20 protein-coding genes are annotated in these 24,150 nt (G+C 60.7%); 7 read left to right on the top strand and 13 right to left on the bottom strand.

Features of this window, described 5'->3' with window-relative positions; translation table 11 throughout:
- The first annotated feature begins 47 nt into the window (after positions 1-47).
- Entirely contained in the window at positions 48-800 is a 753-nt protein-coding gene (locus SR908_RS13510; protein ID WP_246920699.1) for a CDP-alcohol phosphatidyltransferase family protein, read from the top strand.
- Between the two features lie 83 nt (positions 801-883).
- Here the strand turns inward: SR908_RS13510 and SR908_RS13515 are convergent, their stop codons facing one another.
- On the bottom strand, positions 884-1,696 hold the full coding sequence (locus tag SR908_RS13515) for a helix-turn-helix domain-containing protein (RefSeq protein ID WP_097022443.1): 813 nt from the start codon (positions 1,694-1,696) through the stop codon (positions 884-886).
- Positions 1,697-1,930: 234 nt separating this feature from the next.
- Here SR908_RS13515 and SR908_RS13520 point away from each other — a divergent pair, with 234 nt between their 5' ends.
- Positions 1,931-3,286, top strand: coding sequence for a glutamine synthetase family protein (locus tag SR908_RS13520; RefSeq protein WP_246920701.1), 1,356 nt, complete (start codon positions 1,931-1,933; stop codon positions 3,284-3,286).
- A 54-nt stretch (positions 3,287-3,340) separates the two neighbouring features.
- On the top strand, positions 3,341-4,072 hold the full coding sequence (locus tag SR908_RS13525) for a glutamine amidotransferase-related protein (RefSeq protein WP_246920702.1): 732 nt from the start codon (positions 3,341-3,343) through the stop codon (positions 4,070-4,072).
- Between the two features lie 77 nt (positions 4,073-4,149).
- Here SR908_RS13525 and aguA read toward each other — a convergent pair whose 3' ends face one another.
- The 3 genes from aguA to SR908_RS13540 all read right to left on the bottom strand — a co-directional run bounded on the left by aguA (position 4,150) and on the right by SR908_RS13540 (position 8,101).
- The gene (aguA, locus tag SR908_RS13530) at positions 4,150-5,262 is read right to left on the bottom strand and encodes an agmatine deiminase (RefSeq protein WP_246920704.1); all 1,113 of its coding nucleotides are present in this window, start codon (positions 5,260-5,262) and stop codon (positions 4,150-4,152) included.
- Between the two features lie 7 nt (positions 5,263-5,269).
- On the bottom strand, positions 5,270-6,616 hold the full coding sequence (locus SR908_RS13535) for a Na+/H+ antiporter NhaC family protein (RefSeq protein WP_246920707.1): 1,347 nt from the start codon (positions 6,614-6,616) through the stop codon (positions 5,270-5,272).
- Positions 6,617-6,703: 87 nt separating this feature from the next.
- A complete protein-coding gene (locus SR908_RS13540; protein WP_246920709.1) occupies positions 6,704-8,101 on the bottom strand; it encodes an aminotransferase in 1,398 nt (465 codons plus the stop codon).
- Between the two features lie 204 nt (positions 8,102-8,305).
- On the opposite strand from SR908_RS13540, the gene SR908_RS13545 reads away from it, so the two are divergent.
- The gene (locus tag SR908_RS13545) at positions 8,306-9,544 is read left to right on the top strand and encodes a Zn-dependent hydrolase (protein WP_246920711.1); all 1,239 of its coding nucleotides are present in this window, start codon (positions 8,306-8,308) and stop codon (positions 9,542-9,544) included.
- Positions 9,545-9,559: 15 nt separating this feature from the next.
- Positions 9,560-11,101 (top strand): aldehyde dehydrogenase, encoded by a 1,542-nt coding sequence (locus SR908_RS13550; RefSeq protein WP_246920713.1) that lies wholly within the window; start codon positions 9,560-9,562, stop codon positions 11,099-11,101.
- Positions 11,102-11,151: 50 nt separating this feature from the next.
- Here SR908_RS13550 and SR908_RS13555 read toward each other — a convergent pair whose 3' ends face one another.
- The 8 genes from SR908_RS13555 to SR908_RS13590 all read right to left on the bottom strand — a co-directional run bounded on the left by SR908_RS13555 (position 11,152) and on the right by SR908_RS13590 (position 20,262).
- On the bottom strand, positions 11,152-11,979 hold the full coding sequence (locus SR908_RS13555) for a LuxR C-terminal-related transcriptional regulator (protein ID WP_246920715.1): 828 nt from the start codon (positions 11,977-11,979) through the stop codon (positions 11,152-11,154).
- Positions 11,980-12,035: 56 nt separating this feature from the next.
- Positions 12,036-13,403 carry a glutamine synthetase family protein gene (locus SR908_RS13560; RefSeq protein ID WP_075369609.1) on the bottom strand — a complete coding sequence of 456 codons (1,368 nt, stop codon included), beginning with the start codon at positions 13,401-13,403 and terminating at the stop codon, positions 12,036-12,038.
- 55 nt (positions 13,404-13,458) lie between these two features.
- The gene (locus SR908_RS13565; protein WP_246920717.1) at positions 13,459-14,526 is read right to left on the bottom strand and encodes an ABC transporter substrate-binding protein; all 1,068 of its coding nucleotides are present in this window, start codon (positions 14,524-14,526) and stop codon (positions 13,459-13,461) included.
- 60 nt (positions 14,527-14,586) lie between these two features.
- Positions 14,587-15,384 carry an ABC transporter permease gene (locus SR908_RS13570; RefSeq protein ID WP_097022432.1) on the bottom strand — a complete coding sequence of 266 codons (798 nt, stop codon included), beginning with the start codon at positions 15,382-15,384 and terminating at the stop codon, positions 14,587-14,589.
- A complete protein-coding gene (locus SR908_RS13575) occupies positions 15,381-16,304 on the bottom strand; it encodes an ABC transporter permease (RefSeq protein ID WP_246920719.1) in 924 nt (307 codons plus the stop codon). Before SR908_RS13575 ends, SR908_RS13570 begins: the two co-directional genes overlap by 4 nt.
- A gap of 10 nt (positions 16,305-16,314) precedes the next feature.
- Positions 16,315-17,439, bottom strand: coding sequence for an ABC transporter ATP-binding protein (locus tag SR908_RS13580; protein WP_097022430.1), 1,125 nt, complete (start codon positions 17,437-17,439; stop codon positions 16,315-16,317).
- 33 nt (positions 17,440-17,472) lie between these two features.
- Positions 17,473-18,762, bottom strand: a complete 1,290-nt coding sequence (locus SR908_RS13585) for an NAD(P)/FAD-dependent oxidoreductase (RefSeq protein WP_246920723.1) — start codon at positions 18,760-18,762, stop codon at positions 17,473-17,475.
- A 198-nt stretch (positions 18,763-18,960) separates the two neighbouring features.
- Complete coding sequence (locus SR908_RS13590; RefSeq protein WP_246920726.1) at positions 18,961-20,262, bottom strand: NAD(P)/FAD-dependent oxidoreductase; 1,302 nt, start codon at positions 20,260-20,262, stop codon at positions 18,961-18,963.
- 309 nt (positions 20,263-20,571) lie between these two features.
- Here SR908_RS13590 and SR908_RS13595 point away from each other — a divergent pair, with 309 nt between their 5' ends.
- Positions 20,572-21,597 carry a succinylglutamate desuccinylase/aspartoacylase family protein gene (locus tag SR908_RS13595; RefSeq protein WP_097022428.1) on the top strand — a complete coding sequence of 342 codons (1,026 nt, stop codon included), beginning with the start codon at positions 20,572-20,574 and terminating at the stop codon, positions 21,595-21,597.
- Positions 21,598-21,604: 7 nt separating this feature from the next.
- Here SR908_RS13595 and dusA read toward each other — a convergent pair whose 3' ends face one another.
- Positions 21,605-22,621, bottom strand: coding sequence for a tRNA dihydrouridine(20/20a) synthase DusA (dusA, locus tag SR908_RS13600; RefSeq protein ID WP_246920729.1), 1,017 nt, complete (start codon positions 22,619-22,621; stop codon positions 21,605-21,607).
- A 250-nt stretch (positions 22,622-22,871) separates the two neighbouring features.
- Here dusA and SR908_RS13605 point away from each other — a divergent pair, with 250 nt between their 5' ends.
- Entirely contained in the window at positions 22,872-23,849 is a 978-nt protein-coding gene (locus SR908_RS13605; protein ID WP_246920732.1) for a tyrosine-type recombinase/integrase, read from the top strand.
- The last annotated feature ends 301 nt before the right edge of the window (positions 23,850-24,150 follow it).

Raw genomic sequence — 24,150 nt, forward strand, 5'->3', positions numbered from 1 at the left:
TTATCTGCCATAGTGAATGAAGAAAATTCTTCACCAGGAGGCATCGCATGCGTGACTTATCGCGTCCTCCCCAGGCTCGCCGGCTTGCGTGGGCGCCGGGCTTGCCCGCGATCGTGGAATTGCTGGTCGGACTGGGCTTGGTGGGGCTGCTGGTGGAGGCCGTGCAATGGCGGCTGGCGGCACCGCGAGGGCTTGGCTGGTCGGTGGGGGGCGTCTACCTGGGCATGGCGTTGATCATCCTTTGGGCATGGCCGGCGGCGCGGCGCTGGCTGGGATGGGCTAACCGCGTCACCCTGCTGCGTGCCGTGTTGATCGCCTTGCTCGCTGGCAGCATGGCGTTTCCGGCATTCATGGAGCGCCACGTTTTCGAGATGACATGGGTGGCATTGTTGGCGCTGTGCCTGGACGGCATCGACGGTTGGGTGGCGCGTCACACGCATTCCGCCAGCGACTTCGGCGCGCGTTTCGACATGGAGCTGGACGCATTTTTCATCATGGTGCTGTGCTGCGCGCTCATCGTGCTCGACAAGCTCGGCGGGTGGGTGCTGGTGGTGGGAGCCATGCGCTACACCTTCGTGGCGGCAGGGCATGCATGGACATGGCTGCGGCGGCCTTTGCCGCCGAGCTTGCGCCGCAAGGCGGTCTGCGTATGCCAGGTGGCCAGCCTGTTGGTGGCGTTGCTGCCTTGGGTGTCGGCTTTTTGGGCGGCGCTGTGTGTTGGCCTGGCGCTGGCGCTGCTGGTCTTTTCCTTCGCACGCGATGTCGCATGGCTTTATCGCCACCGACATATGCGTATCTGAATGGGCCTCACGCCCTCGGAGGGGGAGTGATCTTCGTTGACGGCGAAACGCAGTTATTCAGCTTGTGCGCCTGAGCGGCCCGCCTAGTGATGTTCTTCCAAGTGATTCAGGTGGTTGATGAACTGCGTGAAAATTTCCGCCTGAGTGGAGGTGTTCAGTCGCGTATGAATGTTCTTGCGATGCACCTTTACCGTGCCGACGCTGATTGTCAGGTGGTCGGCAATCGCCTGGGAAGAAAAGCCCCGCAGGATGAGGTCGGTAATCTCTCGTTCACGCTGAGTCAGCACGCCACTGGCAAAGGTGCGCAGCGCGCGCTTCATGGGGCCGTCGGAGCGGCCGTATTGCAAGAACTCGTCGGACTGGGTCTGCCAGAACTGGCGCATGAGCGCGCTGATGACCGGATAAAACTCTTGTAGGGCATTCAGCTCGGTGCGCGAAATGCTTTCCAGAGAGGCTTTGCGTCCGAGTGTGATGGCGCAGGTCACTTCATCATCGAGACGGATCAAGAGGTTGATCTCATCCACTAGCCCGAAGTTCTGGTAGCAGGTTTGATAGTACTCGGTGTTCTTGAATGAATCCGGCATGATATCGGCCAGCCGCACGATGCCGGGCGATGCGATGTTCTTGATGGCGTGGAAAAGCGGGTCGAGTACATAGGCATGATTGATGTACTGACGTAGGGTTTCGCTCTGCTCTGCCGGATCGGAAGGATGGACGAGAATCGGTCGCAGCGACTTCTTGTAGGTCAGTAGCAGAATTGTGTCGAAGAAACACAGGGTCGACAGGAAGGCCTCCAGCATCGCCGGAAAACTGCGCAGCCGCTGATGCTCGATGAGTACGGCCAGATTTTTCTGCCAACTCTCATGGGTTTGTATCTGGTTGACGCGGTCTCTCATCGCTTGTCCTTGCTTCTTGTACGCGACCGACAGGTGCTATCAGGAATTCCACCAAGGCTAAGCCAGATGCCGGGCTGGCACCAGCCCGGCTCGTTTCGGGGTCATGCCCCAGGCTGCTCGAAGGTACCGATACATGACCTCCTCCGCCGATCGGATACCCCTAGGGTGATAGATACACCACTATCTGGATGGGATATCTTGATGTTCTGATTTTTCGAAAAGCATTCAAGAGTCATGCGTATGGCGACGAATAAAAAACAGGATAAGAACCGCGATCTGGATCTCTTCATCACGGATTTGAACGGGAATTTACGCGGCAAGCGCCTGCCTGCCAGTGGGTTGAGCAAGGTCCGCAAGGAAGGGCTCAAGCTGCCGCGTTCGGTGATGGGCTTTGATTTCTGGGGCGCCGATGTTTTGGCCAATGGCCTGGTATTCGAGACCGGCGACAGTGATGGTACCTGCATGCCTGTCACCGAAGAGCCGATCCCGGTGCCCTGGTCGGAAGCGCCGCGTGACCAGATGCTGGCGATGATGTTCAATCCTGATGGCACGCCTTTCGAGGCAGATCCACGCCAGGTTCTTAAGCGCATGGTGGATCGCTTTGCCGAGAAGGGGTTGACGCCAGTGATGGCTACCGAGCTTGAGTTTTATCTGATGGATGCCGAGTCAGAAAAGACTCAGCGCCCGATTCCGCCGGCACTGGCAGATGGAAAAGGGCGCCGACTGGCCAATAATGAAGGTTATTCCGTTGAGGAAATGGATGGCTTCGAGGCGTTTTTTGCCGATGTCCGTGAGGCTTGCCAGGCGCAGGGTATCGGTGCCGATACCATCATTGCCGAGATGGGGCCGGGGCAGTTCGAGGTTAACCTCAACCATGTGGCCGATCCGCTGAGTGCGGGCGATCAGGCGATCCTGTTCAAGCGCCTCGTACGCGGCGTCTCCCGTCGTCACGGCTATTCGGCGACCTTCATGGCCAAGCCTTACGTCGAGGAAAGCGGCAACGGCTTTCACACGCATTTCAGCCTGCTCGACCGCGACGGTCACAATGTGTTCGATGATGGTACCGAGCAGGGCAGTGACCTATTGCGCCACGCCATCGCCGGGCTGATGCAGTTGATGCCGGAGAGCATGCTGGTGTTCGCGCCGCATCTGAATTCCTATCGTCGCTTCATGTCGGGCGCTCATGCACCGACGCATGCTAGCTGGGGCTACGAGAACCGGACGGTGGCCCTGCGTGTGCCGGAAAGTCCCAACCTGGCGCGGCGGATCGAGCATCGGGTGGCCGGTGCCGATGCCAATCCGTATCTGGTGCTGGCGTCCGTCCTTGCCGGTGCGCTGCATGGTATGGACAACACCCTCGAGCCAGATGCCCCGGTGGAAGGTGATGCCTACGCCGAGGAGAACCCCCAATACCCGTTGCCTTGCGAATGGCAGGATGCCATCAGACGCTTCGAACAGAGTGAGAGACTGCGGGAATACCTGGGCGAAGAGTTCGTGCGCGTATACGCGCAGGCCAAACGCCAGGAGCGCCGCCGTCTTAACGAGCGTATCTCCGATGTTGAATACGAGGCCTATCTGGGGTTGCTCTGATCCTGGCCAGGCCCTGAAAACATGCACGGCGCGACCGTGAGTGAGGAAGCAGTCATGACGCTGAAAATCGGCATACTGGCCACCGGGACCACGCCGGACAATCTGATCGAAACACATGGCTCCTACGCCGACATGTTCGTTAACTTGTTTGGGCAAGCCGGCTATGACTTTACCTTTATTACCTTCGATGTCCGGGACGATATCTTTCCCGAATCAGCCGATGCCTGTGATGCCTGGATCATCACCGGCTCAAAATCCAGTGTCTGCGACAAGACGTCCTGGATGGCACGGTTGAAAGACCTGATTCTTGAAATCTACGACACCGGTCGTCCAATCGTGGGCATTTGCTTTGGGCACCAGATCGTGGCGGAAGCTTTTGGGGCCGACGTTAACCAGTACCCGCAAGGTTGGGGCGTGGGGCTGCACACCTATCAGCTGGAAAAAAGCGTGTCGGAACTGAGTGCTCTGGATGGCCGATTCACGCTGAATGCAGTGCATCAGGATCAGGTGCTGAGCAAACCGGACCAGGCTGAAGTCATCGCCTCTTCGTCGTTCTGTCCGTTTGCGGCGCTCCAGTACGACAACCGGATCCTGACCCTCCAGGCGCATCCGGAATTCAACGTGGCGTTCGAAACGCGGTTGCTTCAGTCACGTCGTGATGCCCCGATTCCGTCGACAGCGACCGACCCGGCGCTGGTCGAACTCAATGAGGCGTCTGCGCATACGGATTCATTGCAGGTCGCCCACTGGATGGCCGCTTTTCTGCAGCAGGGTCGGCGTCATTGAGCGTCTCTGACATGGCCATTCGGTAGCACCGGGCTATGTCGCGATAGCCCGGTGATCCCGATAGCCCCATGAAAGGGTCAGGCACGGGGCTGCTGTTGGGTGATGCAGTGGATGTTGCCGCCGCCAAGCAGTATCTCGCGGGCATCGACGGCGACCACCCGGCGATCTGGAAACAATCTCTCGAGAATGATTCGTGCCTCGTCGTCGTAGGTAGAGTCGAGCTTGGGCATCACCACCACCGAGTTGCCTATATAGAAATTGACATAGGAGCCGGCCATGCGGTCGCCGGGTTGTCGTGGGCGCGAACTGCTCAACCGGTCGACGCCGCTGGCCTCGGTCTCGGCGATGGTCAGCGGGCCGGGCATCGGTAGCTTGTGCACGGTAAGCCGCCGTCCCTTGGCGTCGGTGGCAGCTTGGAGAATCTCCAGGGCTTCATGTGAGATGGCGTGCTGCGGATCGCTGTCGTCGTCGGTCCAGGTTAGCGCCACCTCGCCGGGAGCGACGAAACAGCACAGGTTGTCGACGTGGCCGTCGGTCTCGTCCTGGAAACAGCCCCGCGGTAGCCAGATGACCTTTTCGACCCCCAGATAGACACACAGCAGCCGTTCGATCTCGGCCCTGTCGAGGTCGGGGTTGCGGTTGGGGTTGAGCAGGCACTCCTCCGTGGTGATCAGGGTGCCCTCGCCGTCGACGTGGATCGCGCCACCCTCGACCACCAGCGGGGTGATGAAGCGTTCGATGCCAAGCACTTCGGCGATCTTCTGGCGGATGCGGCGGTCCTTGTCCCAGGGAAAGTAGAGTCCTCCGTTGAGTCCTCCCCAGGCGTTGAACTCCCAGTCGACCATTGCCAGGCGACCATCTGGATGGGTCAGGAAGGTCGGCCCGACATCGCGCATCCAGGCGTCGTTGCTGGAAAGCTCGATCACTCGGATGTGGCTCGGCAACTGGTTACGGGCGTTCTCGTACTGATCATCGTTGACGCCGACGAATACCGTCTCGCTCACGGCGACCGCTTCGGCGACAGCGACGAATGCCGCCTGAGCCGGCTTGGCACCGTAGCGCCAGTTGTCGGGACGTTGTGGCCAGAGCATCCAGCAGGCGTCATGCGCGGCGAACTCGGCGGGCATGGAAAAGCCCAGCTCGGCGGGAGTGGCAGTGCGACGCGCTGTGGCGATAGATGTGTCGTTCATGAAAACCTCAAAGATAGCCTACCGCCAGAAATACCAGCGTTGCCAGGAAGGCGGCAATAAGCGCATAGGGAAGCTGAGTCAGGGCATGGGCCATCGGCGTGCAGCCGCTACCCTGAGCCGAGAGCACGGTGGAGTCGCCGTAGAAGCAGGCGTGGCTGCCGAAGGCGCTGGCTGAGATCAATGCGCCGATCACCAGTGGCATCTCGGCGTGGACGCTACTCGCCAGCGGCAGAACGATGGGCATCGCGACGGCGAACAGTCCCCAGAACGAGCCGGTGGCAAAGGCCAGCAAAGCCATGGTGACGAAGCTCACCGCCGGCAGCAGTTGGGCAGTCATCAGCGGCTGCAGGGTCTGGATCACGTATTCGGTGAGTCCCAGACCGTCGTTGACTTCCTTGAGCGTGAAGCCGGCGACCAGTGTTCCCAGCGGCATCAGCATCGATTTGAAGCCCTCGAGCGCGGTATCGAAAGTGGCGTGAAAGCTCATCAGGCGCTGACTGAAGATCAGGACCAGTGTCACGGCCAGGGCGACGATCACCCCGCGCAGGATGTCGATGTCGAAATACCAGGTGAAGAAGATCAGGCTGGCGATGGGCAACAGGAAGTTGAGCAGGTGAGGGCGGCGCTGGCCTTTGTCCTCGACCTCCAAGGCGTTTTCCTCGGCCCCGTCTGGCATCACCTGACCGCCGCTGGCGCGCAGTTCGGCTTTCTTCATGGGGCCGATGGCGGGAATCCACCCCATCGCTACCAGGGGGACCACCGCGGCGGCAATCCAGGCGTAGAACATGTAGGGAATCGCCTCGATATAAAGTCCCATGCCACTGCCGGTCACATCGTTTTCCTCGAGCAGTCCGGCGAAGAACACGGCCCAGGTCGAGAAGGGGACCAGGATGCAGATCGGCGCGGCGGTCGAGTCGACGATGTAGGCGAGCATCTCTCGCGAAACCTTGAAGCGGTCGGTGATTTTCTTCATCGAGGCGCTGATCGCCAGGGCGTTGAGGTAGTCGTCGACGAAGATGGCCAGGCCGAGGAGCCAGGTGGTCAGCAGCCCCTGACGCCGGCCATGGATGCGGCGGGTCATGACGTCGCCGAAGGCTAGCACGCCGCCGGTACGCACCAGTAGCGCGATCAGGCTGCCGAATAACCCACAGACCAGGATGATCCAGGTCACGGTGTCGTTGCCGAGCACCGTGAGCAACGTGTCGGAAGCCTGGTTCACCACGCTTGTCGGATCGATCATCAACATGCCAACCAGCGCGCCGGTCATCAGTGATTCGATGGTGCGGCGGGTGACGATGGCCATGATCAGCACAATCAGGGTGGGAAACAGGCTCCAGAGTCCGTAAGTGTCCATGTAGTACTCTTTTGTGATTGTGGTCTCGGGGGTTGGGCCCGTGGATGGACCTCGGATGCTTCCATTGGGCAGATCGAGAAGGCGCTTTTACAGGTAGCCGTCGGCCTGCAGCGTTGCTGTCGTGGCGGTCAGCGCGGCGTCGAGGATCGCCACCACCTCGTCGACCACTTCGCGGGTCCAGATCAGCGGCGGCGAGACGATGTTGAGGTGCCCAACCGGACGGATGATCAGGCCACGCTGCTGGGCCTCGAAGGCGATACGATCGCCAACCCGCGCCTCTATTGGAAAGAGCGCCTTGGTGTTTTTGTCGGCGACGTTCTCGAGACACATCATGAAATGGCTACCGCGCACGTCGCCCACCGTGGCGTGATGCGACAACGAGGCCAGGCGTTCCTCGAGATAGGGACCCACCTCGCGGACGTTTTCGCAGATCCCCTCGCGCGTGATGATCTCGATGTTCTTGAGCGCCGCCGCGCAGCTCACCGGATGCCCGGAATAGGTGAAGCCGGTGCTCAGCACGCCGCCCGGTCCCTGCGGGGTGGACAGCACGTCGTAGAGCTCGTCGGAGATCAGCGTCGCGCCCAGCGGTGCATAGCCGGACGACAGCCCCTTGGCGCAGTTGATGATATCGGGTTGGGTCTCGTACACCGCCTCGGAGGCGAAGAAGTGCCCCAGGCGACCGAAACCGGTCACGACCTCGTCGGCGATGTAAAGGATGTCGTTGGCGCGACACACTGCCTGCATGCGCCTGTGATAGTCCTTCGGTGCCACCAGCACGCCGCCGGCGCCCATGATCGGCTCGGCGATGAAGGCGGCGATGTTGTCGGCGCCGATCTCGGCGACGGTGTCCTCGAACTCCCGAACCAGGTGATCGCAGTAGTCGGCCTCGCTCATCCCCTCGGGGCGCCGGTAGCAGTTGGCCTCGCTCAGATGGGTGACCAGATGATCGAGGGTGTCGAAGTCCCAATTGTTGCTGGCGATACCGGTCAGGGTGGAGGCGAGGTAGGTGGTGCCGTGATAGGCATTGTTGCGTGAAATGATGCGCTTCTTGGCCGGCTTGCCCAAGCGGTTGAAGTAGTAATGCACCAAACGAATGGTGGCATCGTTGGCCGTCGAGCCGCCGCAGCTGTAGAAGACGTGGTTGAGGTGCGAGGGGGCGAGCTCGGCCAGCTTGGCGGAAAGCTCGGCAGCCGGGGCGTTGGACAGGTTGTTGAAGGTCGAGAAGTAGGCCATGCGGGTGGCCTGGTCGGCCATCGCCTCGCCGATCTCGCGACGGCCATGGCCGACGTTGACGCACCACAGCCCGGCGATGCCGTCGATGAAGCGGTTGCCATGGGCATCCTGGACGTAGATGCCGTCGCTGTCGGTGATCAGGTCGCAGCCTTCCTCATGAAAGGTGCTGAAGTCGGTGAATGGGTGGATGAAGTGATCCTTGTCTTTCTGCCACAGCGCTTGGGCATCGTGGATACGGGTCTCGGTGTTCATGGTGTCGTCTCGCCAGTTAAAAGCGGTCATTGCCGTAATGGGTGGCCGCGATGCGTCGATATGATGCGTCGTTGCCTTCGCAAAGAGCCTAGCGAGGAAAGGGAGGGTGGGAATATATCCTGATAGGGGTATATCGCGGCGACCGGGGAGCCGCCTAATGTGTTCAATGATGCAAATACCTAACAAGCACAAAGGGGGTACCTCATGGCGGTTTCCATTGATGGCCAACGGTTATGGGACAGCCTGATGGCGATGGCCGAGATAGGCCCCACCGAGCACGGTGGCAGTTGTCGCCTGGCCTTGACGCCGGAAGATGCCGCCGGACGACGCTTACTGCTCGACTGGTGCGAGTCGTTGGGCTGTACCTGGCGGGTCGATCGCGTCGGCAACCTCTTCATTCGCCGCGCCGGCCAGCGCGACGACCTCGAGCCGGTGGCCATGGGGAGTCATCTGGACACCCAGCCCAAGGGCGGTCGCTTCGACGGCATTCTTGGCGTCCTGGCCGGGCTCGAAGTGTTGCGCACACTCGCGGACCGCGACATCGTCACCGAGCGGCCGCTGGTACTGGTGGTCTGGACCAACGAGGAAGGCAGCCGCTTCGCGCCAGCCATGGTCGCTTCCGGTACCTACGCCGGTGCGTTCAGCGTCGAGTCGACTTTGGCCCGTGAGGACCGCGATGGCGTGACGTTCGGCGAGGCTCTCGAGGCCTGCGGTTATGCCGGCGAATCGCCGGTCGGCGAACCGCGTCTGGACAGCTTCTTCGAGTTGCACATCGAACAGGGCCCGGTGCTCGAGGAAGAAGGCGAGACCATCGGCGTGGTGACCGGTGTCCAGGGTATGCGCTGGTTCGATGTGACGCTTGCAGGCCAATCGGCCCATGCCGGCCCTACCCCCATGCGCTACCGACGCGATGCCCTGGCCGCGGCGGCGCGCCTGATCGACCGGCTGCAGGCCCATGCCCTGGGCGACGAAAGCGGTGACACCAAGGTGACTTGCGGCTGCCTGGAGATCGTGTCCGCGTCTCGCAATGTGGTGCCAGGCGACGTCAAGCTCACCATCGACCTGCGCCATGTGGTAGAGAACGAACTCGACGCATTGCAGGCGTATTTCGAGGGACTGCTCAACGAAGTGGGCGAGACCTGCGGCGTCACGGTGTCCCAGGAGCGGATCTGGGCCTCGCCGGTGGTCGAGTTCGCCTCCGAGTGCGTCGCGGCGGTGGAACGCGGCGCTCGCGAGCAGGGGCTGAAATACCGTCGCATGATGAGCGGTGCCGGCCACGACGCCGTCTATGTGTCGCGGGTGGCGCCGACGGCCATGATCTTCGTGCCCTGCCGCGACGGCATCAGCCACAACGAGGCTGAATACGCCACGCCGGAAGACTGTGCCGCAGGCACGCAAGTGCTTTGCGATGCGATCCTTGAACGCGCCAACCGCGTGTACTGACATAAGGAGAACAACATGACTCAATCCATAACATCGATTCCCGAAACTCATGCCGATTGGCGGGCGCTGGCCGAGCGCCTGAGTGTCGAAAAGGGCCTCGAGGCGCGTGCCTACATCGATGATGTCTTCGTTGACGCTGCCAGTAGCGAGACCTTCACGACGCTCAATCCGGCCACCGGCGAGACACTCGCCGAAGTGGCCAGCTGCGACGCCACCGATGCCGAGGCTGCGGTGGCCGTGGCCCGGCGCGCCTTCGAAGGTGGCGAGTGGTCACGGCGGGCACCGGGCGAGCGCAAGGCCGTGCTGCTGCGTCTGGCCGAGCTGATGGAGGCCAACAAGCACGAGCTGGCGCTGCTCGATACCCTGGACATGGGCAAGCCGGTGAATAGCTCGCTTGGCGACATGGCCGGGGCCATCGGCTGTATTCGTCATCATGCCGAGTCCATCGACAAGCTCTACGGCGAAATCGCGCCTACCGGCGAGGACAGCCTGGGATTGGTGATGCGCGAGCCGCTGGGTGTGGTGGCGTCGATCGTGCCCTGGAACTTTCCGTTGATGATGACGGCCTGGAAGATCGGCCCAGCACTGGCGGCGGGCAATAGTGTCATCCTCAAGCCCTCGGAAAAATCACCGCTTTCGGCGTTGCGCCTCGCCCAGCTGACTCAGGAAGCCGGCTTTCCGCGCGGCGTTTTTCAGGTACTGCCCGGCTTCGGTCATACCGTGGGCAAGGCCTTGGCACTGTCCATGGGGGTCGACTGCTTGGCCTTTACTGGCTCCACTGGGGTCGGCAAACAGTTGATGCAGTACGCCGGTCAATCGAATCTCAAGAAGGTCTTTCTGGAGTGTGGCGGCAAGAGTCCGAATCTCGTCTTCGCCGACTGCAAGGATCTAGATCTTGTGGCAGAGCATGCCGCGGGGGCGATCTTCCACAACCAGGGCGAGGTGTGCATCGCCGGCTCGCGGCTTCTGGTCGAGAACACGATCCGTGAGGTCTTCGTCGACAAGGTGCTGGCAGCCGCCGAACGCATGCAGCCCGGCGATCCGTTGGATCCGGCGAGCTTCATGGGCGCAATGGTCGATCAGACCCAGTATCAACGCGTACTCGATTATATCCGCCAGGGCGTGGAAGAAGGCGCGAAGCTACGTACCGGCGGTCAGGCGCTGAACGTCGGCGGGGCGAATGGCCAGGGTCTCTTCATCGGGCCGACGGTGTTCGATGGCGTCACCGAATCCATGGCCATCGGCCGGGAGGAAATCTTCGGCCCGGTATTGGCGGTGTTCGGCTTCGATACCGAGGAGGAGGCCGTGCGGCTGGCCAACGACAGCGACTACGGCCTGGCGGCGGGCCTGTGGAGTCAGGACGTCGATCGCATCATGCGCGTCACCCGTCGGCTGCGCTCGGGGCAGGTCTTCGTCAACAACTGGGCGGACATGGACCAGACGGTGCCCTTCGGTGGGGTCAAGCAGTCCGGCAACGGCCGTGACAAGTCCCACCATTCGCTGGAGGAATATTCCGATCTCAAGACCGTTTGGATATCGCTGACGCCTTCGACTTGAACGACGTCACGAGGTCAGTGATGTTCCACGACTCAAGAGGGCGCCGAGGTCTACTGCTCCACGTGGCGCCGCGAGACCAGCGCCACGTGGTCGAGGAAAAGCCGAAAGAGCTGTGACTGGCTGGAAACCTCGAGGCGTTGATAGAGGTGCTTGCGGTGGACCTTGACGGTGCCGTCGCTGATGCCCAGTTCGCGGGCCGCTGATTTGGTGGAGTGGCCCGCCAGCAGCAGGCGCACGATCTCTCGTTCGCGTGCCGTCAGGCGCTCCCGCCCGAAGCTATCGAAGGCTTCTTCCACGGGTTCTCGCTCAGCCAGGCATTGGTGGAAGCGATGTTCCTGCCACTTCCAGTATTCTCCGAGCAGAACTTCCAGTACCGGCGAGATATGGCGTAACGCCAGCATATCCCGGCGGGTGATCCGTGGGGCATCGTCACGGAAGCCCAGTGACACCACCATAACGACGTCCGTATCGACCCTGGCGAACAAGCCGATCTCGTCGGTGAGCCCCAAGGCTCGATAATAGTGATGATAGTAGTCGCTGCTCTCGAAACGATCTGGGGCTAGCTCGCGCAGCCGGTGCGCGCCATTCTCTAGCCCGTCATAGACGGCCTTGAAGAAAGGATCCAGCAGAAAGGCCTGGTTCAAATAGCGTTCGATACCCTGTTCGCGCCGTGTCGGTGGATAGTTGTCGTGTATCAGCAGCGGTCGTCGTTGTCCTTTATAGGTATTGACCAGGATGGTGTCGAAACCGACCAGCTCGCGCAGTGTCTGTTCCAACAGGAGCGGAAAGCCGCTGCCGGTGGCGGCCTGGAACAGGCGGGCCAGATGATGGTGCCAAGCCAGGCTGGCCGCATTGGCGAGGTGATCGGTCGGTGTCACGAAAAATTAGCCTTTGTACGAAAACTGCCTGCGCTCGCCGACTTTTCGGGCATAGCCTAGACCCTGAGCAAAAGGTGCTCGCGCTCCCAGGAGCTGATCACCTGGAAGTACTCGCGGTGCTCGGCGCGCTTGACAGCCAAGTAGCTGTTAGTGAAACGCTCGCCGAGAACCTCGGCCAGTGGCTGACAATCGCGCAACATATCCAGCGCTGGACGGATATCGTCAGGCAGTGTGTGGCCGCCGGACCAGGCCGATCCAATCATCGGCGGACGTGGCTCGAGCTGGCCGAGCATGCCGAGATAGCCGCAGGCCAGCGAAGCTGCCATGACCAGATAAGGATTGGCATCGGCCCCTGCCAGACGGTTTTCGACCCGCGTCGCCTCGGGTGTCGAGACTGGCACTCGCAAACCTACGGTGCGGTTATCGGTACCCCACTCGACGTTGGTCGGCGCCGAGCCGCTGGTTTCAGTGCGCATCAGCCGACGGTAGGAGTTGACGTTGGGCGCCAGCAGCGGCATGGCCGAGGGTAGGTAGTGCTGCAGCCCGCCGATGAACTGCTGGAACAACCGGCTGGACTTGCCATTTTCGCCAGCGAACAGGTTATCACCGGATTCGGCGTCCAATAGGCTCTGATGGAGATGCATCGAACTGCCGGGCTCATTGGCCATCGGCTTGGCCATGAAGGTGGCATACATGCCATGACGGAGCGCCGTTTCGCGCAGGGCGCGCTTGAACATCACTACCTGATCGGCCAGCCGCAGGGGATCGCCGTGCTGGAAGTTGACCTCCATCTGCCCGGCGCCTTCTTCGTGAATCAGAGTATCCAGGTCGAGGTCCATAGCATCGCAGTAGTCGTACATCTCCTCGAAGAGCGGATCGAACTCGTTGACCGCATCGATGGAGAACGACTGACGGCTGCTTTCCTGACGGCCGTTGCGGCCGATCGGTGGCTCGAGAGGATAGTCTGAGTCGGTGTTGGTCTTGACCAGAAAGAACTCGACCTCGGGCGCGACGATTGGCTTCCAGCCGCGCGCCTCGTAGAAGGATAATACCCGCTTGAGCACGTGGCGGGGGGAAAGTTCCACCGGCTCGCCGGTCAGGTAGTGGCAATCGTGGATGATCTGAGCGGTGGCATCATCGGCCCAGGGCACCAGGAAGATGGCGTTGGGATCGGGCACCAACTCCATGTCCCGCTCGGCAGGGTTCCAGAAGTGAATATCATCGTCATCGGGATAGCCGCCGGTGACGGTCTGGATGAAGATCGAATCCGGTAGTCGCGGACGGCCGCCGCCCAGGTACTTGCCGGCGGGCATGATCTTGCCTTTGAGAATGCCGGTGAGGTCGGTGACCAGGCATTCCACCTCGGTGATGCCGCGAGTCTGAAACCAGTCGTTGAAGTGGGGATGTTCCTGACGGTTACTCATGGGGGTTCCTTGCTCTGCAGATGGCTCCCCGGCCGGATGGCCGGGGCCTGTCGTTTCAGCGTGACTGGACCTCTGACCAAAACTGCTGGAAGACCTGCAGTTGTTCGCCCTCGAGACTGGGTGTGAAGTACAGCCGTTGCATGTCTTCCTCCGACGGCTGGATCGGAGGCTGGGTCAGTATTTCGTCGAGGTAGGGCTGAGCCGCCGCATTGGGGCTGGCGTAGTAGTTGTAGTTGGAGAGCTGAGCGCCGATCTTGGCGTCGAGGATGAAGTTGATGAACTTGTGGGCCAACTCGGGATGGGGCGCCTTGGAAGGGATCAGCATGGTGTCGACCCACATCTCGGTGCCTTCGTCGGGAATCATGAACTTGATGTTCTCGAAAGAATCCGGGTTATCCTCGCTGTAGAAGAGATAGTCACCGTTGTAGCTCAAGGCGACGTGCGTTACGCCACGCGCCAGTTGTTGCAGGCTCGGCGTGCCGTCGACGAAGCCGCTGAAGTTGTCGCGATTCTTGGTCTCGATCAGCAGCCTTGCGGCCTCCTTCCAGGCCTCGTTGTCGGTGCAGTCATAGCCGTGGCCGAGATAAGCGCAGGCACCGCCCATGGTGACCTGTCCATCGCCCATCAGCGCGAAAGGGTGCCCCGGATTGACCTCGGAGTCGAACATCAGCGACCAGCTCTTGGGGGCGTCGGGGAACGTCTCGGCGTTGTACACCAGGCCGGTCACCCCCCACTGGTAAGGTGCCGAATAGGTGCTCTGCGGATCGTAGCTGGGGCTTTCGAACTGCTCCATGACGTTGTCCAAGTTGGGAATCTTGGACTTGTCGAGCTTCTGTACCATGCCGGTCTCGATGAGCCGCGGCACGTAGTAGTTGGACGGTACGATGATGTCGTACTGCGACACTCCGCCTGCATTGAGTTTGGCAAACATCTCGGGTAGCGAGTTGTAGTAGTTCTGCACCACCTCGGCGTCGTACTTCTCCTCGAAGGCCTTGATGATCGCCGGGTCCATGTACTGGGTCCAGTTGAACAGATACAGCTTGTTGTCGTCTTGGGCCTGGACGCCGCTGGCCAGCAGCAGACCTCCGAGTGTAGCGGCGATTCTTGTGGTCATTGTTTTCATCGTTTCGCTCTCCTTCGGTGCTACGTTTTGTTGGTGCTACATCGTTTTGACAGGAAGCGCCTAGCGGCGTCCCTGCCGGTTGAACAGCATGCTGAATATCGCGGCTATGGCCACAGCGCTTATCATCAAGGTGGCGATCGCATTGATCTCCGGCGTCACCCCCTTCTTGATGGCGCTCCAGATATAGATCGGCAAGGTGGCGCTTTCCGGACCTGCCGTGAAGAAACTGATCACGAAGTCGTCGATCGACAGCGTAAACGACAGGAAAAAGGCGGAAATCAACGCCGGTTTGATGGTCGGCACCATGAAGTGCACCACGCGCTTGAGCGGCGACGCATAGAGGTCCTTGGCGGCCTCGAACAGCGTCGGGTCCAGGCCGACGAAGCGCGAGTAGACGATCAGCGCCACGAAAGGGATCTGGAACGTCACATGCGCGATGATCATGGTGCCGAGTCCTGGCTTCAGTAGGCCGGTCCAGTCATGGATCTGCACGAAGAAAGCCATCTCGGAGATGCCGAAGACGATATCCGGCAGCACGATCGGCAGGTAGATCAGAGCGATTAGCCAGCCCAGCTTGCGGTGGCGATGACGATACATGCCGTAGCCGATCAAGCATCCAATCACCAGCGCTATGATCGAGGAGCTCACCGCCAGTACCAGGCTGTTACCGAAGGCGTCGATGATCTGTTCGTTGTCGAACAGTCTGCGATACCAGGCCAGCGAGAAGCTCTCGAAAATGGCTGTGCTGTTGGCTGAATTGAACGAGAACAGCACGATCACGAACAAGGGGATGTAGAGGAAGAATAGCGTCCCCCACCAGATGCCGGCGAGGCCGCGTGCAAGCGTTCGCTTTCTCATATCACTACCTCCTCACCGCCACCCAGGCGCTTTCCGATACGCCGCATGGCGAACAGGCCGATGAATGTCGCGATCAACATTAAAATTGCCCCTGCAGCTCCCAGCGGCCAATTGGAGCTTCCAGAGAACTGGTTGGCGACCAGGTTGCCGAGCATCATGCCCTTACCGCCGCCGAGCAGCTCGGGAATCACGTACATGCCGAAGGCGGGAATCGCCACCAGTACCGTGCCGGCCAGTAGTCCTGGAAGCGTCTGTGGGAAGACAGCGTGCCAAAAAGCTCGCACCGGGCTGGCATAGAGATCTTGCGCGGCTTGCACCTGCGCCGTATCGAGCTTCTCGAAGGCGGCATACAGCGGGAGCACCATGAATGGCAGGAAGTTGTAGACCAGCCCCAGGGTGACCGCGAAGTTGGAGGGGTAGAGCCCCATGTTGGGTGCCACCAGCCCGAGGCTCTCGGCCAGGTTGGACAGCGGTGTGCCCGGTGCCAGCAGGTTCATCCAACCGAAAGCGCGAATCACCTGATTGGTCCACGACGGCACGACGACCAGCAGCAGCAGGATCGGCCGCCACTTCTCACGGCAGGTCGTGATGTAATAGGCCACTGGGTAGGCGATGATTACTACCAGCACCGTGGATACCAGGGTTTGCCACAGCGAGCGCAGCAGCGTGTAGAGATTGCCTGGGCTCCAGCCTAGAAAGCCGACGCCGGCCAGGCGCTCGAAAGAGTCCAGCGACAGCGGCATCTGCGGCAGGCCATAGGGCCCGTTGGTCATGAAGGCCACACCCATCAGGTATGCACTGGGCAACACCAGGAAGGTGAAGATCCAGAATGCCCCTGGGGTCACCGTGAACAGCAGGTGGCGGGTCTCGCGGACCATGGCCCGGCTGCGGGCAGTGGGTACTGCTCCAGGAAAGGACATGTTCGCCTCCTCATTCGCTCAGGGTGACCAGGTCTTCCGGCGCTACCGCCACCGTCACCGTTTCGCCGACCTCGGGCAGGTGACGGCCGCGGTTGTTGACCGTGGCCTGCAGGGTGGTATCGGCGATGGCCAGGCGGAATTCGGCATGGCTACCACGATAGAGCCTCTCGGCCACGGTCGCTGTCAGATGATTGTGACCCTCGACGGCGCCGGGCAGCAGGTCCAGCGTCTCGGGGCGAATCAGCAGTAGCTCGCCGTCACCGGCGTCCTCGGCGGTCAGTTCACCCAGTGCCGTGATCAAACGGTCGCCCTTACGGGCGCTGATCGGATAGAGATTGTCGTGGCCCATGAAGTGCGCTACGAAGGCATTCACGGGGCGCTCGTAGACCTCTCGCGGCGCGCCCACCTGCTGGATGGTGCCGCCATTGAGCACGGCGATACGGTCGGACATGACCATCGCCTCCTGCTGGTCGTGGGTCACGAACACGAAGGTCATGCCGAGTCGCTTCTGCACCCGCAGTAGCTCCACCTGCAATTGGCTGCGCAGCCCGGCATCCAGTGCCGAGAGTGGCTCGTCGAGCAGCAGTACATCGGGCTCGCAAATCAGCGCCCGAGCCAGCGCGATGCGCTGGCGCTGGCCGCCGGAAAGCTGATCGACGTGGCGATCGACCAGGTCGCCGAGCTTGATGAAGTCAGCGATCTCGTCGACCTTGCTGTGGCGCTCAGCCGCTGGCATGCCGCGCATTTTTAGCCCGAAAGCCAGGTTTTCGCGTACCGAAAGATGCGGGAAGAGTGCATAGGACTGGAATACGGTATTGACGCTGCGTTGGTGAGGGGGCATCTCGGTGATGTTCTTGCCGCCTACCACCAGCGAGCCGGCATCCGGCTCCTCGAGGCCGGCGAGGATGCGTAGAAGAGTGGTCTTGCCGCAGCCGGACGGCCCCAGCAGGGTGAAGAACTCGCCGGCCTGGATGTTCAGGTCGACGCCGTCCAAGGCGACGGTATCGCGCCCGAAGCGTTTGTGCAGGCCCTGCATCTCGATCGAAGACGCCTTGTGGTTCGCCCGGTCGCGTTCATTGGCGGCCGGACGAGCGTCCGGATGGTCGGCAATCTCCGCCGTCATGGTCTCGCTCATGGAGGTACCCTCTTCGCTTGTAGTTGGCCTTATTCAGAGTCGGTCGCGCAGTTTGTAGAAATTGGTTGCCAGTACCAGCAGTGGCTTGCGCAGAGCGTGGCCGCCTGGGAACTGTCGATGTGGCATGGCGGAAAAGACATCGAAACGCTCGCTTTGGCCGGCGATGGCCTCGGCCATCAGCTTGCCGGCCAGCCCGGCCATGGCCATGCCATGGCCAGAGTAGCCTTGGGCATAGTAGAGATTATCGCCCAGACGACCGAAATCGGGCGCTCGATTGAGGGTGATCGCGACATCGCCGCCCCAGCGGTACTCGATGGGTACCCCCTCGAGTACCGGGAACAGCCGGGCAATCTTGGCGTCCATGCGCGCCTGAAGGCGCGGGGGCTCCCGGCCGTCGTAACTGACCTCGCCGCCGTAAATCAGACGTCGATCGGCGCTGAGTCGGTAATAGTCAAGTACGAAGTTGGCATCGGCCAGGGCGTCGTTTTTCGGTAGCACCTTTGCCGCTTGTGCCTCGCTCAGTGGCGCGGTGGCGATCATGTAGTTGGCGGCCTGCATGACGCGACCGGAGAGCTCCGGAACGAGGTCGCCGTGATAGGCATTAGTCGCCAGCACTACGAAATCGGCGGTCACGCTGCCGTGCTCAGTGGTGACCGTGGCCGGCTTACCGCGGCGGATCGTGCGCGCGGCGCTATGGGCATGCACGCGAACCCCGGCGCGCTGTGCTGCCCGGGCCAGGCCTAGGGTGTAGTTGAGGGGATGAAGGTGGCCGCCTTCCCGGTCGTATAGGGCCGCTGGATAGGCATCGGTGACGACGTGCTCGTGCAGGGCATCGCCCTCCAGCCACTCGAGAGCTTCGTAGCCGTAGTCACGGGCCATCTGTTCGCGGAAGGCCGTGAGTTCCTTGACATGACGCGGCTTGACCGCTGCGTGCAGGTAGCCCCAGGCCAGATCGCAGGGAATGGCATGGCGCTCGATTAACTCGGCGGTGAGGCGCACCGCCTCGCGGCTCATCTCCCACACCTCGCGGGCGCGAGGTAGCCCTAGGGCCTGCTGGACGGTGATGATGTCGGTGCCCAGCCCTGGCAGGATCTGTCCGCCGCTGCGTCCGGAGGCACCATGGCCGATATCGCCGGCTTCGAGCAATGTCACCGAGTAGCCACGCTCGGCCAGGTGCAAGGCCGTTGAGCAGCCTGTCACCCCGCCACCGATCACGCACACATCACTCCTTGTTTCGCCTTCAAGGGGCATGGCGGGTTCGAGCTCGACGGCGATGGAGGCCCGGTACCAAGAAACGGGGGTATCGGAGACGGTACTGCGCATAAATTCCATCCTGTTATTGTTGTGGAATAATTTACGAGAATACGACAAAAGTCTCACGCCAAGGAGGGAAAGTTCTCCTCGGAAAGGCTTGCGAGTCAGTTACCTTTCACTTATCCAGCTGATAGCCCTGCTCATGGCTTAGGTGCCTGCTCAAGTTGTGATGTTCATGTCGGCTCGGCGGTTGTTGATTCTCAAAAATCAAATTCCAAGCTTGTCGCGCAAGTTGTAGTACCAGGCGCCCATGGCGGTTAGCGGAATCTGCATGGCCCGTCCGCCAGGGAACGAGTGCTGGGGCAGGCTGGCGAAAATATCGAAGCGTTCTGCCTGGCCCTGAATCGCGTCACTGATCACTTTGCCTGCCAAGTGGGTGCAGGTGATGCCATGGCCGCTATACCCTTGTGCGTAGTAGATGTTTTTTCCGATGCGGCCGAATTGAGGCAATCGGGACAGCGTTAGCAGGAAGTTGCCGGTCCAGGCGAAGTCCACTTTTATGTCTTTCAACTCAGGGAAGGTCTTGAGCATATTCGGCATGATGAGGGCTTCGACTTGTTCTGGCTCGCGGGCACCGTAGGTAACGCCGCCGCCGTAGATCAGCCGGCCGTCGCCGGACAGGCGGAAATAGTCAAGGAGGTAGTTGCAGTCCTCGACGCAGTTATCTTTCGGGAGCAAGCGCTGCTGCACGCTTTCCGGTAGTGGTTCGGTGGTGATGATCTGGGTACCGCAGGGGATGGCCTTGGATTCCAGTTTTGGCAGCAGGCCATTGAGGTAGGCGTTACCGGCGACTAGTACGTAGTCTGCTTCAACGTCGCCTTCCTCGGTATGGATGATCGGCTTGTCGCCTTCATGAATCCGCAATGCGGGGGAGTTCTCGTAGATGGTCCCGCCCAAGGATTCTACGGCGGCGGCTTCACCGAGTACCAGGTTCAGTGGGTGGAAATGCCCACCGCTGTGATCGATCAGGCCGCCAGTGTAGCGTTTGCTCCCAACGTATTGCTGGATGGCATGTTCGTCGAGCAGCTCCAATTGCTCGTGGCCGTGGGCTTCCCAGAGCTTCTTTTTGGCGACCAATTCATCGAACTGCTTACGGTTGCACGCGGCGAAAATACCGCCTTCCTTCAAGTCACATTGAATGTCGTAGTCTTTGACGAAACGATGTAGGATGCGGCCGCCCTCGAAGGCCATCCTGCCCATCTCTGCGCCGACCTTCTGTCCGTAATGGTGCTCGATGAAGTCGATATCGCGGCTGTAGCTATTGACGATCTGCCCGCCGTTGCGGCCGGAAGCACCGAATCCGACGCGGTTACCTTCCAGCACAACCACCTTGTAGCCATTTTCGGCCATGTGAAGGGCCGTAGACACACCGGTAAAACCGGCGCCTACGATGCAGATGTCTGCTTTCACGTGACCCTTCAGGGTCGGGCGCACGCGCTTGTCATTCGCAGACGCCGCGTAATAAGAATGAGGGTGAGACGTTGCCAGCACGGTTTGCTCCCGAACCATCGTTGTATCTCGACCAGCCTTCGTTAAATGTTGGTCATTTGTGTCTTAGCTTGGGGATAACGTTACGAAGGGGGGGCAACCCTGCGATATACCCCCTCGGGTATATTTTAAGAGCAAGCCGTTCCAGAAGGCCCCGCGCGGCTCTCAGGAGTCCATTTTGTGCGTCATGGCAGTGCGTGAAAGCTTGCGCTGCTGACCTTCGTCGCGCTCTTCGTTGACGGCTAAACAAAGAATCGCTTGCATGAATGGGGTGCCATGAGGCGCCATGGCAGGTATAAAGACTCCGCCATCTTCGGTATAGGAACACTCATGGCTCGCGCTCCCTTCGAACTCGCCGGTACGCGTATTCCGCCCGGCAGCCGGGCACAAATCGATGTGCCGGTGGCCAAGCTGTATACCCACGCGCCGCTGCATATTCCCGTCGAGGTCGTCCATGGACGCCAGCCGGGACCGGTCTTGCTGGTGTGTGGTGCCATTCATGGCGATGAGCTCAACGGCGTCGAGATCGTGCGCCGGATGCTAAGGCTGGCCTCGCTATCGCGCTTGAGGGGCACGCTGATCGCGGTGCCCATCGTCAATGTCTTCGGCTTCGTGCAGCAGACGCGTTACCTGCCCGATCGGCGTGACTTGAATCGCTGCTTTCCGGGCAGTGAGATTGGCTCGCTTGGCTCGCGTATCGCGGCGCTGTTCCGTGAGCAAATTGTCGATTTGGCCACGCATATCGTCGACCTGCATACCGGGGCGATCCATCGCACCAACCTTCCCCAGGTGCGCGCGCAGATGAAGGATCGGCCCGCAACACAAGCCATGGCAGAGGCGTTCGGCGTGCCGGTGATTCTCAATGCCGAGCTGCGCGAGGGAAGTCTTCGGGAATACGCACAATCGCGTAACGTGCCGGTGCTGACCTATGAGGCCGGAGAGGCGTTGCGTTTCGACGAGTGGGCGATCGCGCCGGGGGTAAGAGGTGTGCAGCGCGTGATGCGCTTGCTGGGCATGCTGCCCACCGACCGGCGTCGGCATAAACCTGCCGTTGCGGAGGTCGCCAATGGCTCGAGTTGGGCTCGCTCGCCCATCGATGGCATCCTACGGCCTCGAGCGCGGTTGGGCGCGCGTGTCGCACGAGGCGATATTCTAGGGCGCGTTGCCGATCCGTTCGGTAATGCCGAGCAGGAAGTGCTCGCCAACGCCGATGGCATCGTCATCGGTATGAGCAATCTACCGCTCGCCAATGAAGGCGAGGCGCTATTTCATGTGGCGCGCTTCGATGAAATCGAAGAGGCCGAGAACGCCGTTGAAACCTTCCACTCCGATTTCGAGACACGCCAAGAGCTATAGCGTCGGTTCAGGCGACGGCGCTTGCAGTGTCGAGCTCGCGTACCTTGGCCAGTGCTTCATCGAACACCTCGAGCCCGGCGCCGTCGCGGTGGGCGTTTTCCGACAAGTGACGTCGAAATTGGCGTCCCCCTGGGCAACCCTGAAACAGGCCCATCAGGTGGCGGGTGACGTGATTGAGCTTGGCACCGTCAGTCAGGCGTTTGTCGATATAGGATCGCATGGCGCGCGCTGCATCATGCCGGCTTTTGACGGTAGAAGGCGTGCCATAGAGCGCGGCATCCACGCCGGCCAGCAGCCAAGGGTTCTGGTACGCCTCGCGCCCGATCATCACGCTATCGACCTTTTCAAGCTGCGCCTGGCAGTCATCCAGCGTTTTGATCCCGCCATTGATACCGATATGCAGATCGGGATGCTGCGTCTTGAGGCGATGCACGCGAGGGTAATTGAGCGGGGGAACGTCGCGATTTTCCTTGGGCGAGAGCCCTTCTAGCCAGGCTTTACGAGCATGCACAATGAAGACCTCGCAGCCGGCATCTGCCACCGTGCCGATGAAACGTGCCAGATCGGCGTCCTCGTCTTGTTCATCGACACCGATGCGGCACTTGACCGTGACAGGGATCGATACCACGGCCTGCATGGCGCGTACCGCTGCCGCCACCTTGGCGGGATGCTCCATCAGGCAGGCGCCGATCAGGTTGTTCTGTACCCGATCGCTCGGGCACCCCACGTTCAAGTTGACTTCATCGTAGCCCCAGGCTGCAGCGATCGCCGCGCATTCCGCCAGTGCAGCAGGGTCGCTGCCGCCTAGTTGTAGCGCCACCGGATGCTCCACGTCGCTAAACCCTAAAAAGCGCTCGCGGGGCGAGCCATGCAGGATCGCTCCAGTCGTGACCATCTCGGTGTATAGCAGCGCCTCGCGGGTCAGCGTACGGGCGAACGCGCGGTAGTCGCGGGTCGTCCAATCCATCATAGGAGCGACGGAGAAGGTTCTATCTAGCGTGTTGCGCTTTTTCCTAGTGTTCATGGGCTTTCCTGGGCACTAGGCCTTTCCAGATATGCCGATTTATACATACTTTTTGCTACGTTTTGCAGCGTGGTTTGCTACGAATCTGCTACGATGCTTCCAGTAAATTTGCTACACGGAAGCGATCTCGATGGCCACTATTAGTAAGCGTAAACGAAAGGATGGGAGTGTCGCATACACTGCCCAGATTCGCATTATGCGGAAGGGCCAAAAGGCTCACTCCGAGGGGAGAACCTTTCCCAAGAAAGCCATGGCGGAAGAGTGGGCTAAGCGCCGCGAGCTTGAGCTGATGAGCCCCGGTGGCCTTCTCACCGCGAAGTGGCGAGGAGTGAAGCTGGAGGATGCCATTGAGCGCTACCTACACGAGTTTGCCCGAGACGCTGGCCGCTCGAAGCGAGCCACCATACAGCAGTTGCAGCGCTTTCCCCTTGCGCGAGCTCAAGTTACCGACCTGACGAGTGAGCAGATCGTAGAGCATGCCGTCATGCGCCGTAATAGCGGCATCAGGCCCTCGACGATCAACCAGGACATCACGTGGCTGGGCATAATCCTCAAGACGGCAGCAGCAGCATGGAAGATGCCGGTGGAGCTCAATGAGTTCGAGTCGGCAAAGGTGCTACTACGTAGCAAAGGGCTGATTTCTCGCTCTGGATCTCGTGATCGGCGGCCTACTGCTGAGGAAGTCGAGCTGATCCGAACCTACTTCCGTCGCTCGCAGTTGATTCGGCCGAGCGCGATCATCCCCATGGAAGACATCATGGACTTCGCCATCGCCTCCTCGAGGCGTCAGGAGGAGATCACCCGTCTCACCTGGGAGGATCTCGACGAACAGGCGATGACCTGCTGGGTACGTGATGCCAAGCATCCTCGGCAGAAATGGGGCAACCACAAGCGCTTCAAGCTGACTCGGGAAGCGATGGCCCTCATCAAAAGGCAGCCTCGGATCGCAGGTGAGGAGCGGATTTTCCCCTTCAATGGAAAATCTATAGGGACTCGGTGGAGAGCGGCAACGGCTGCCTGTGGCATCGAAGATCTACGCTTCCATGACCTTCGGCATGAGGCAACGTCGCGCCTGTTCGAGGCAGGCTATGAAATCGTCGAGGTTCAGCAATTCACGCTTCACGAAAGCTGGGATGTGTTGAAGCGCTACACACACCTTCGTCCCGAAAACCTTCAGTTGAAGGGTGAGGGTGCCGACATGGTGCCGGCGGCCGAAAGCAAGGCATAGAGAGTCCGTAAATTGCACGCGTTTCCGCCTTCTTGCTCGCCCTGGCCATGTTTTTTGCTCTCGAACTCACATGAATGGGCTCTAGATAGCCATCGCGCACGCCAGCCTGCTCGAGATTCTTCCCTGAGTACCGAAAAAGTGCATAAATCCGCATAAATCCTTGCAGCCTCAAAACCCATGTCGAGCCCAGCAACGGCGCGGCCTGGCGCCGTAGTGCATGAGTGCATAAAAATCGACACGTTTAGCGCGCAGGCGGGGCGGGGTGTCGACGGCGCGCGGCGGGGCGCGGCGAGGGTGGAGG

It is taken from the genome of Chromohalobacter canadensis (genome assembly GCF_034479555.1).
Classification (GTDB): domain Bacteria; phylum Pseudomonadota; class Gammaproteobacteria; order Pseudomonadales; family Halomonadaceae; genus Chromohalobacter; species Chromohalobacter canadensis.

What these genes read in the sequence shown, in the direction of transcription:
- SR908_RS13510 (WP_246920699.1), top strand. Translation starts at nt 48, where the DNA reads ATGCGTGACTTATCGCGTCCTCCCCAGGCTCGCCGGCTTGCGTGGGCG.
- SR908_RS13515 (WP_097022443.1), bottom strand. Translation starts at nt 1,696, where the DNA reads ATGAGAGACCGCGTCAACCAGATACAAACCCATGAGAGTTGGCAGAAA.
- SR908_RS13520 (WP_246920701.1), top strand. Translation starts at nt 1,931, where the DNA reads ATGCGTATGGCGACGAATAAAAAACAGGATAAGAACCGCGATCTGGAT.
- SR908_RS13525 (WP_246920702.1), top strand. Translation starts at nt 3,341, where the DNA reads ATGACGCTGAAAATCGGCATACTGGCCACCGGGACCACGCCGGACAAT.
- aguA (WP_246920704.1), bottom strand. Translation starts at nt 5,262, where the DNA reads ATGAACGACACATCTATCGCCACAGCGCGTCGCACTGCCACTCCCGCC.
- SR908_RS13535 (WP_246920707.1), bottom strand. Translation starts at nt 6,616, where the DNA reads ATGGACACTTACGGACTCTGGAGCCTGTTTCCCACCCTGATTGTGCTG.
- SR908_RS13540 (WP_246920709.1), bottom strand. Translation starts at nt 8,101, where the DNA reads ATGAACACCGAGACCCGTATCCACGATGCCCAAGCGCTGTGGCAGAAA.
- SR908_RS13545 (WP_246920711.1), top strand. Translation starts at nt 8,306, where the DNA reads ATGGCGGTTTCCATTGATGGCCAACGGTTATGGGACAGCCTGATGGCG.
- SR908_RS13550 (WP_246920713.1), top strand. Translation starts at nt 9,560, where the DNA reads ATGACTCAATCCATAACATCGATTCCCGAAACTCATGCCGATTGGCGG.
- SR908_RS13560 (WP_075369609.1), bottom strand. Translation starts at nt 13,403, where the DNA reads ATGAGTAACCGTCAGGAACATCCCCACTTCAACGACTGGTTTCAGACT.
- SR908_RS13565 (WP_246920717.1), bottom strand. Translation starts at nt 14,526, where the DNA reads ATGAAAACAATGACCACAAGAATCGCCGCTACACTCGGAGGTCTGCTG.
- SR908_RS13570 (WP_097022432.1), bottom strand. Translation starts at nt 15,384, where the DNA reads ATGAGAAAGCGAACGCTTGCACGCGGCCTCGCCGGCATCTGGTGGGGG.
- SR908_RS13575 (WP_246920719.1), bottom strand. Translation starts at nt 16,304, where the DNA reads ATGTCCTTTCCTGGAGCAGTACCCACTGCCCGCAGCCGGGCCATGGTC.
- SR908_RS13580 (WP_097022430.1), bottom strand. Translation starts at nt 17,439, where the DNA reads ATGAGCGAGACCATGACGGCGGAGATTGCCGACCATCCGGACGCTCGT.
- SR908_RS13585 (WP_246920723.1), bottom strand. Translation starts at nt 18,762, where the DNA reads ATGCGCAGTACCGTCTCCGATACCCCCGTTTCTTGGTACCGGGCCTCC.
- SR908_RS13590 (WP_246920726.1), bottom strand. Translation starts at nt 20,262, where the DNA reads ATGGTTCGGGAGCAAACCGTGCTGGCAACGTCTCACCCTCATTCTTAT.
- SR908_RS13595 (WP_097022428.1), top strand. Translation starts at nt 20,572, where the DNA reads ATGGCTCGCGCTCCCTTCGAACTCGCCGGTACGCGTATTCCGCCCGGC.
- dusA (WP_246920729.1), bottom strand. Translation starts at nt 22,621, where the DNA reads ATGAACACTAGGAAAAAGCGCAACACGCTAGATAGAACCTTCTCCGTC.
- SR908_RS13605 (WP_246920732.1), top strand. Translation starts at nt 22,872, where the DNA reads ATGGCGGAAGAGTGGGCTAAGCGCCGCGAGCTTGAGCTGATGAGCCCC.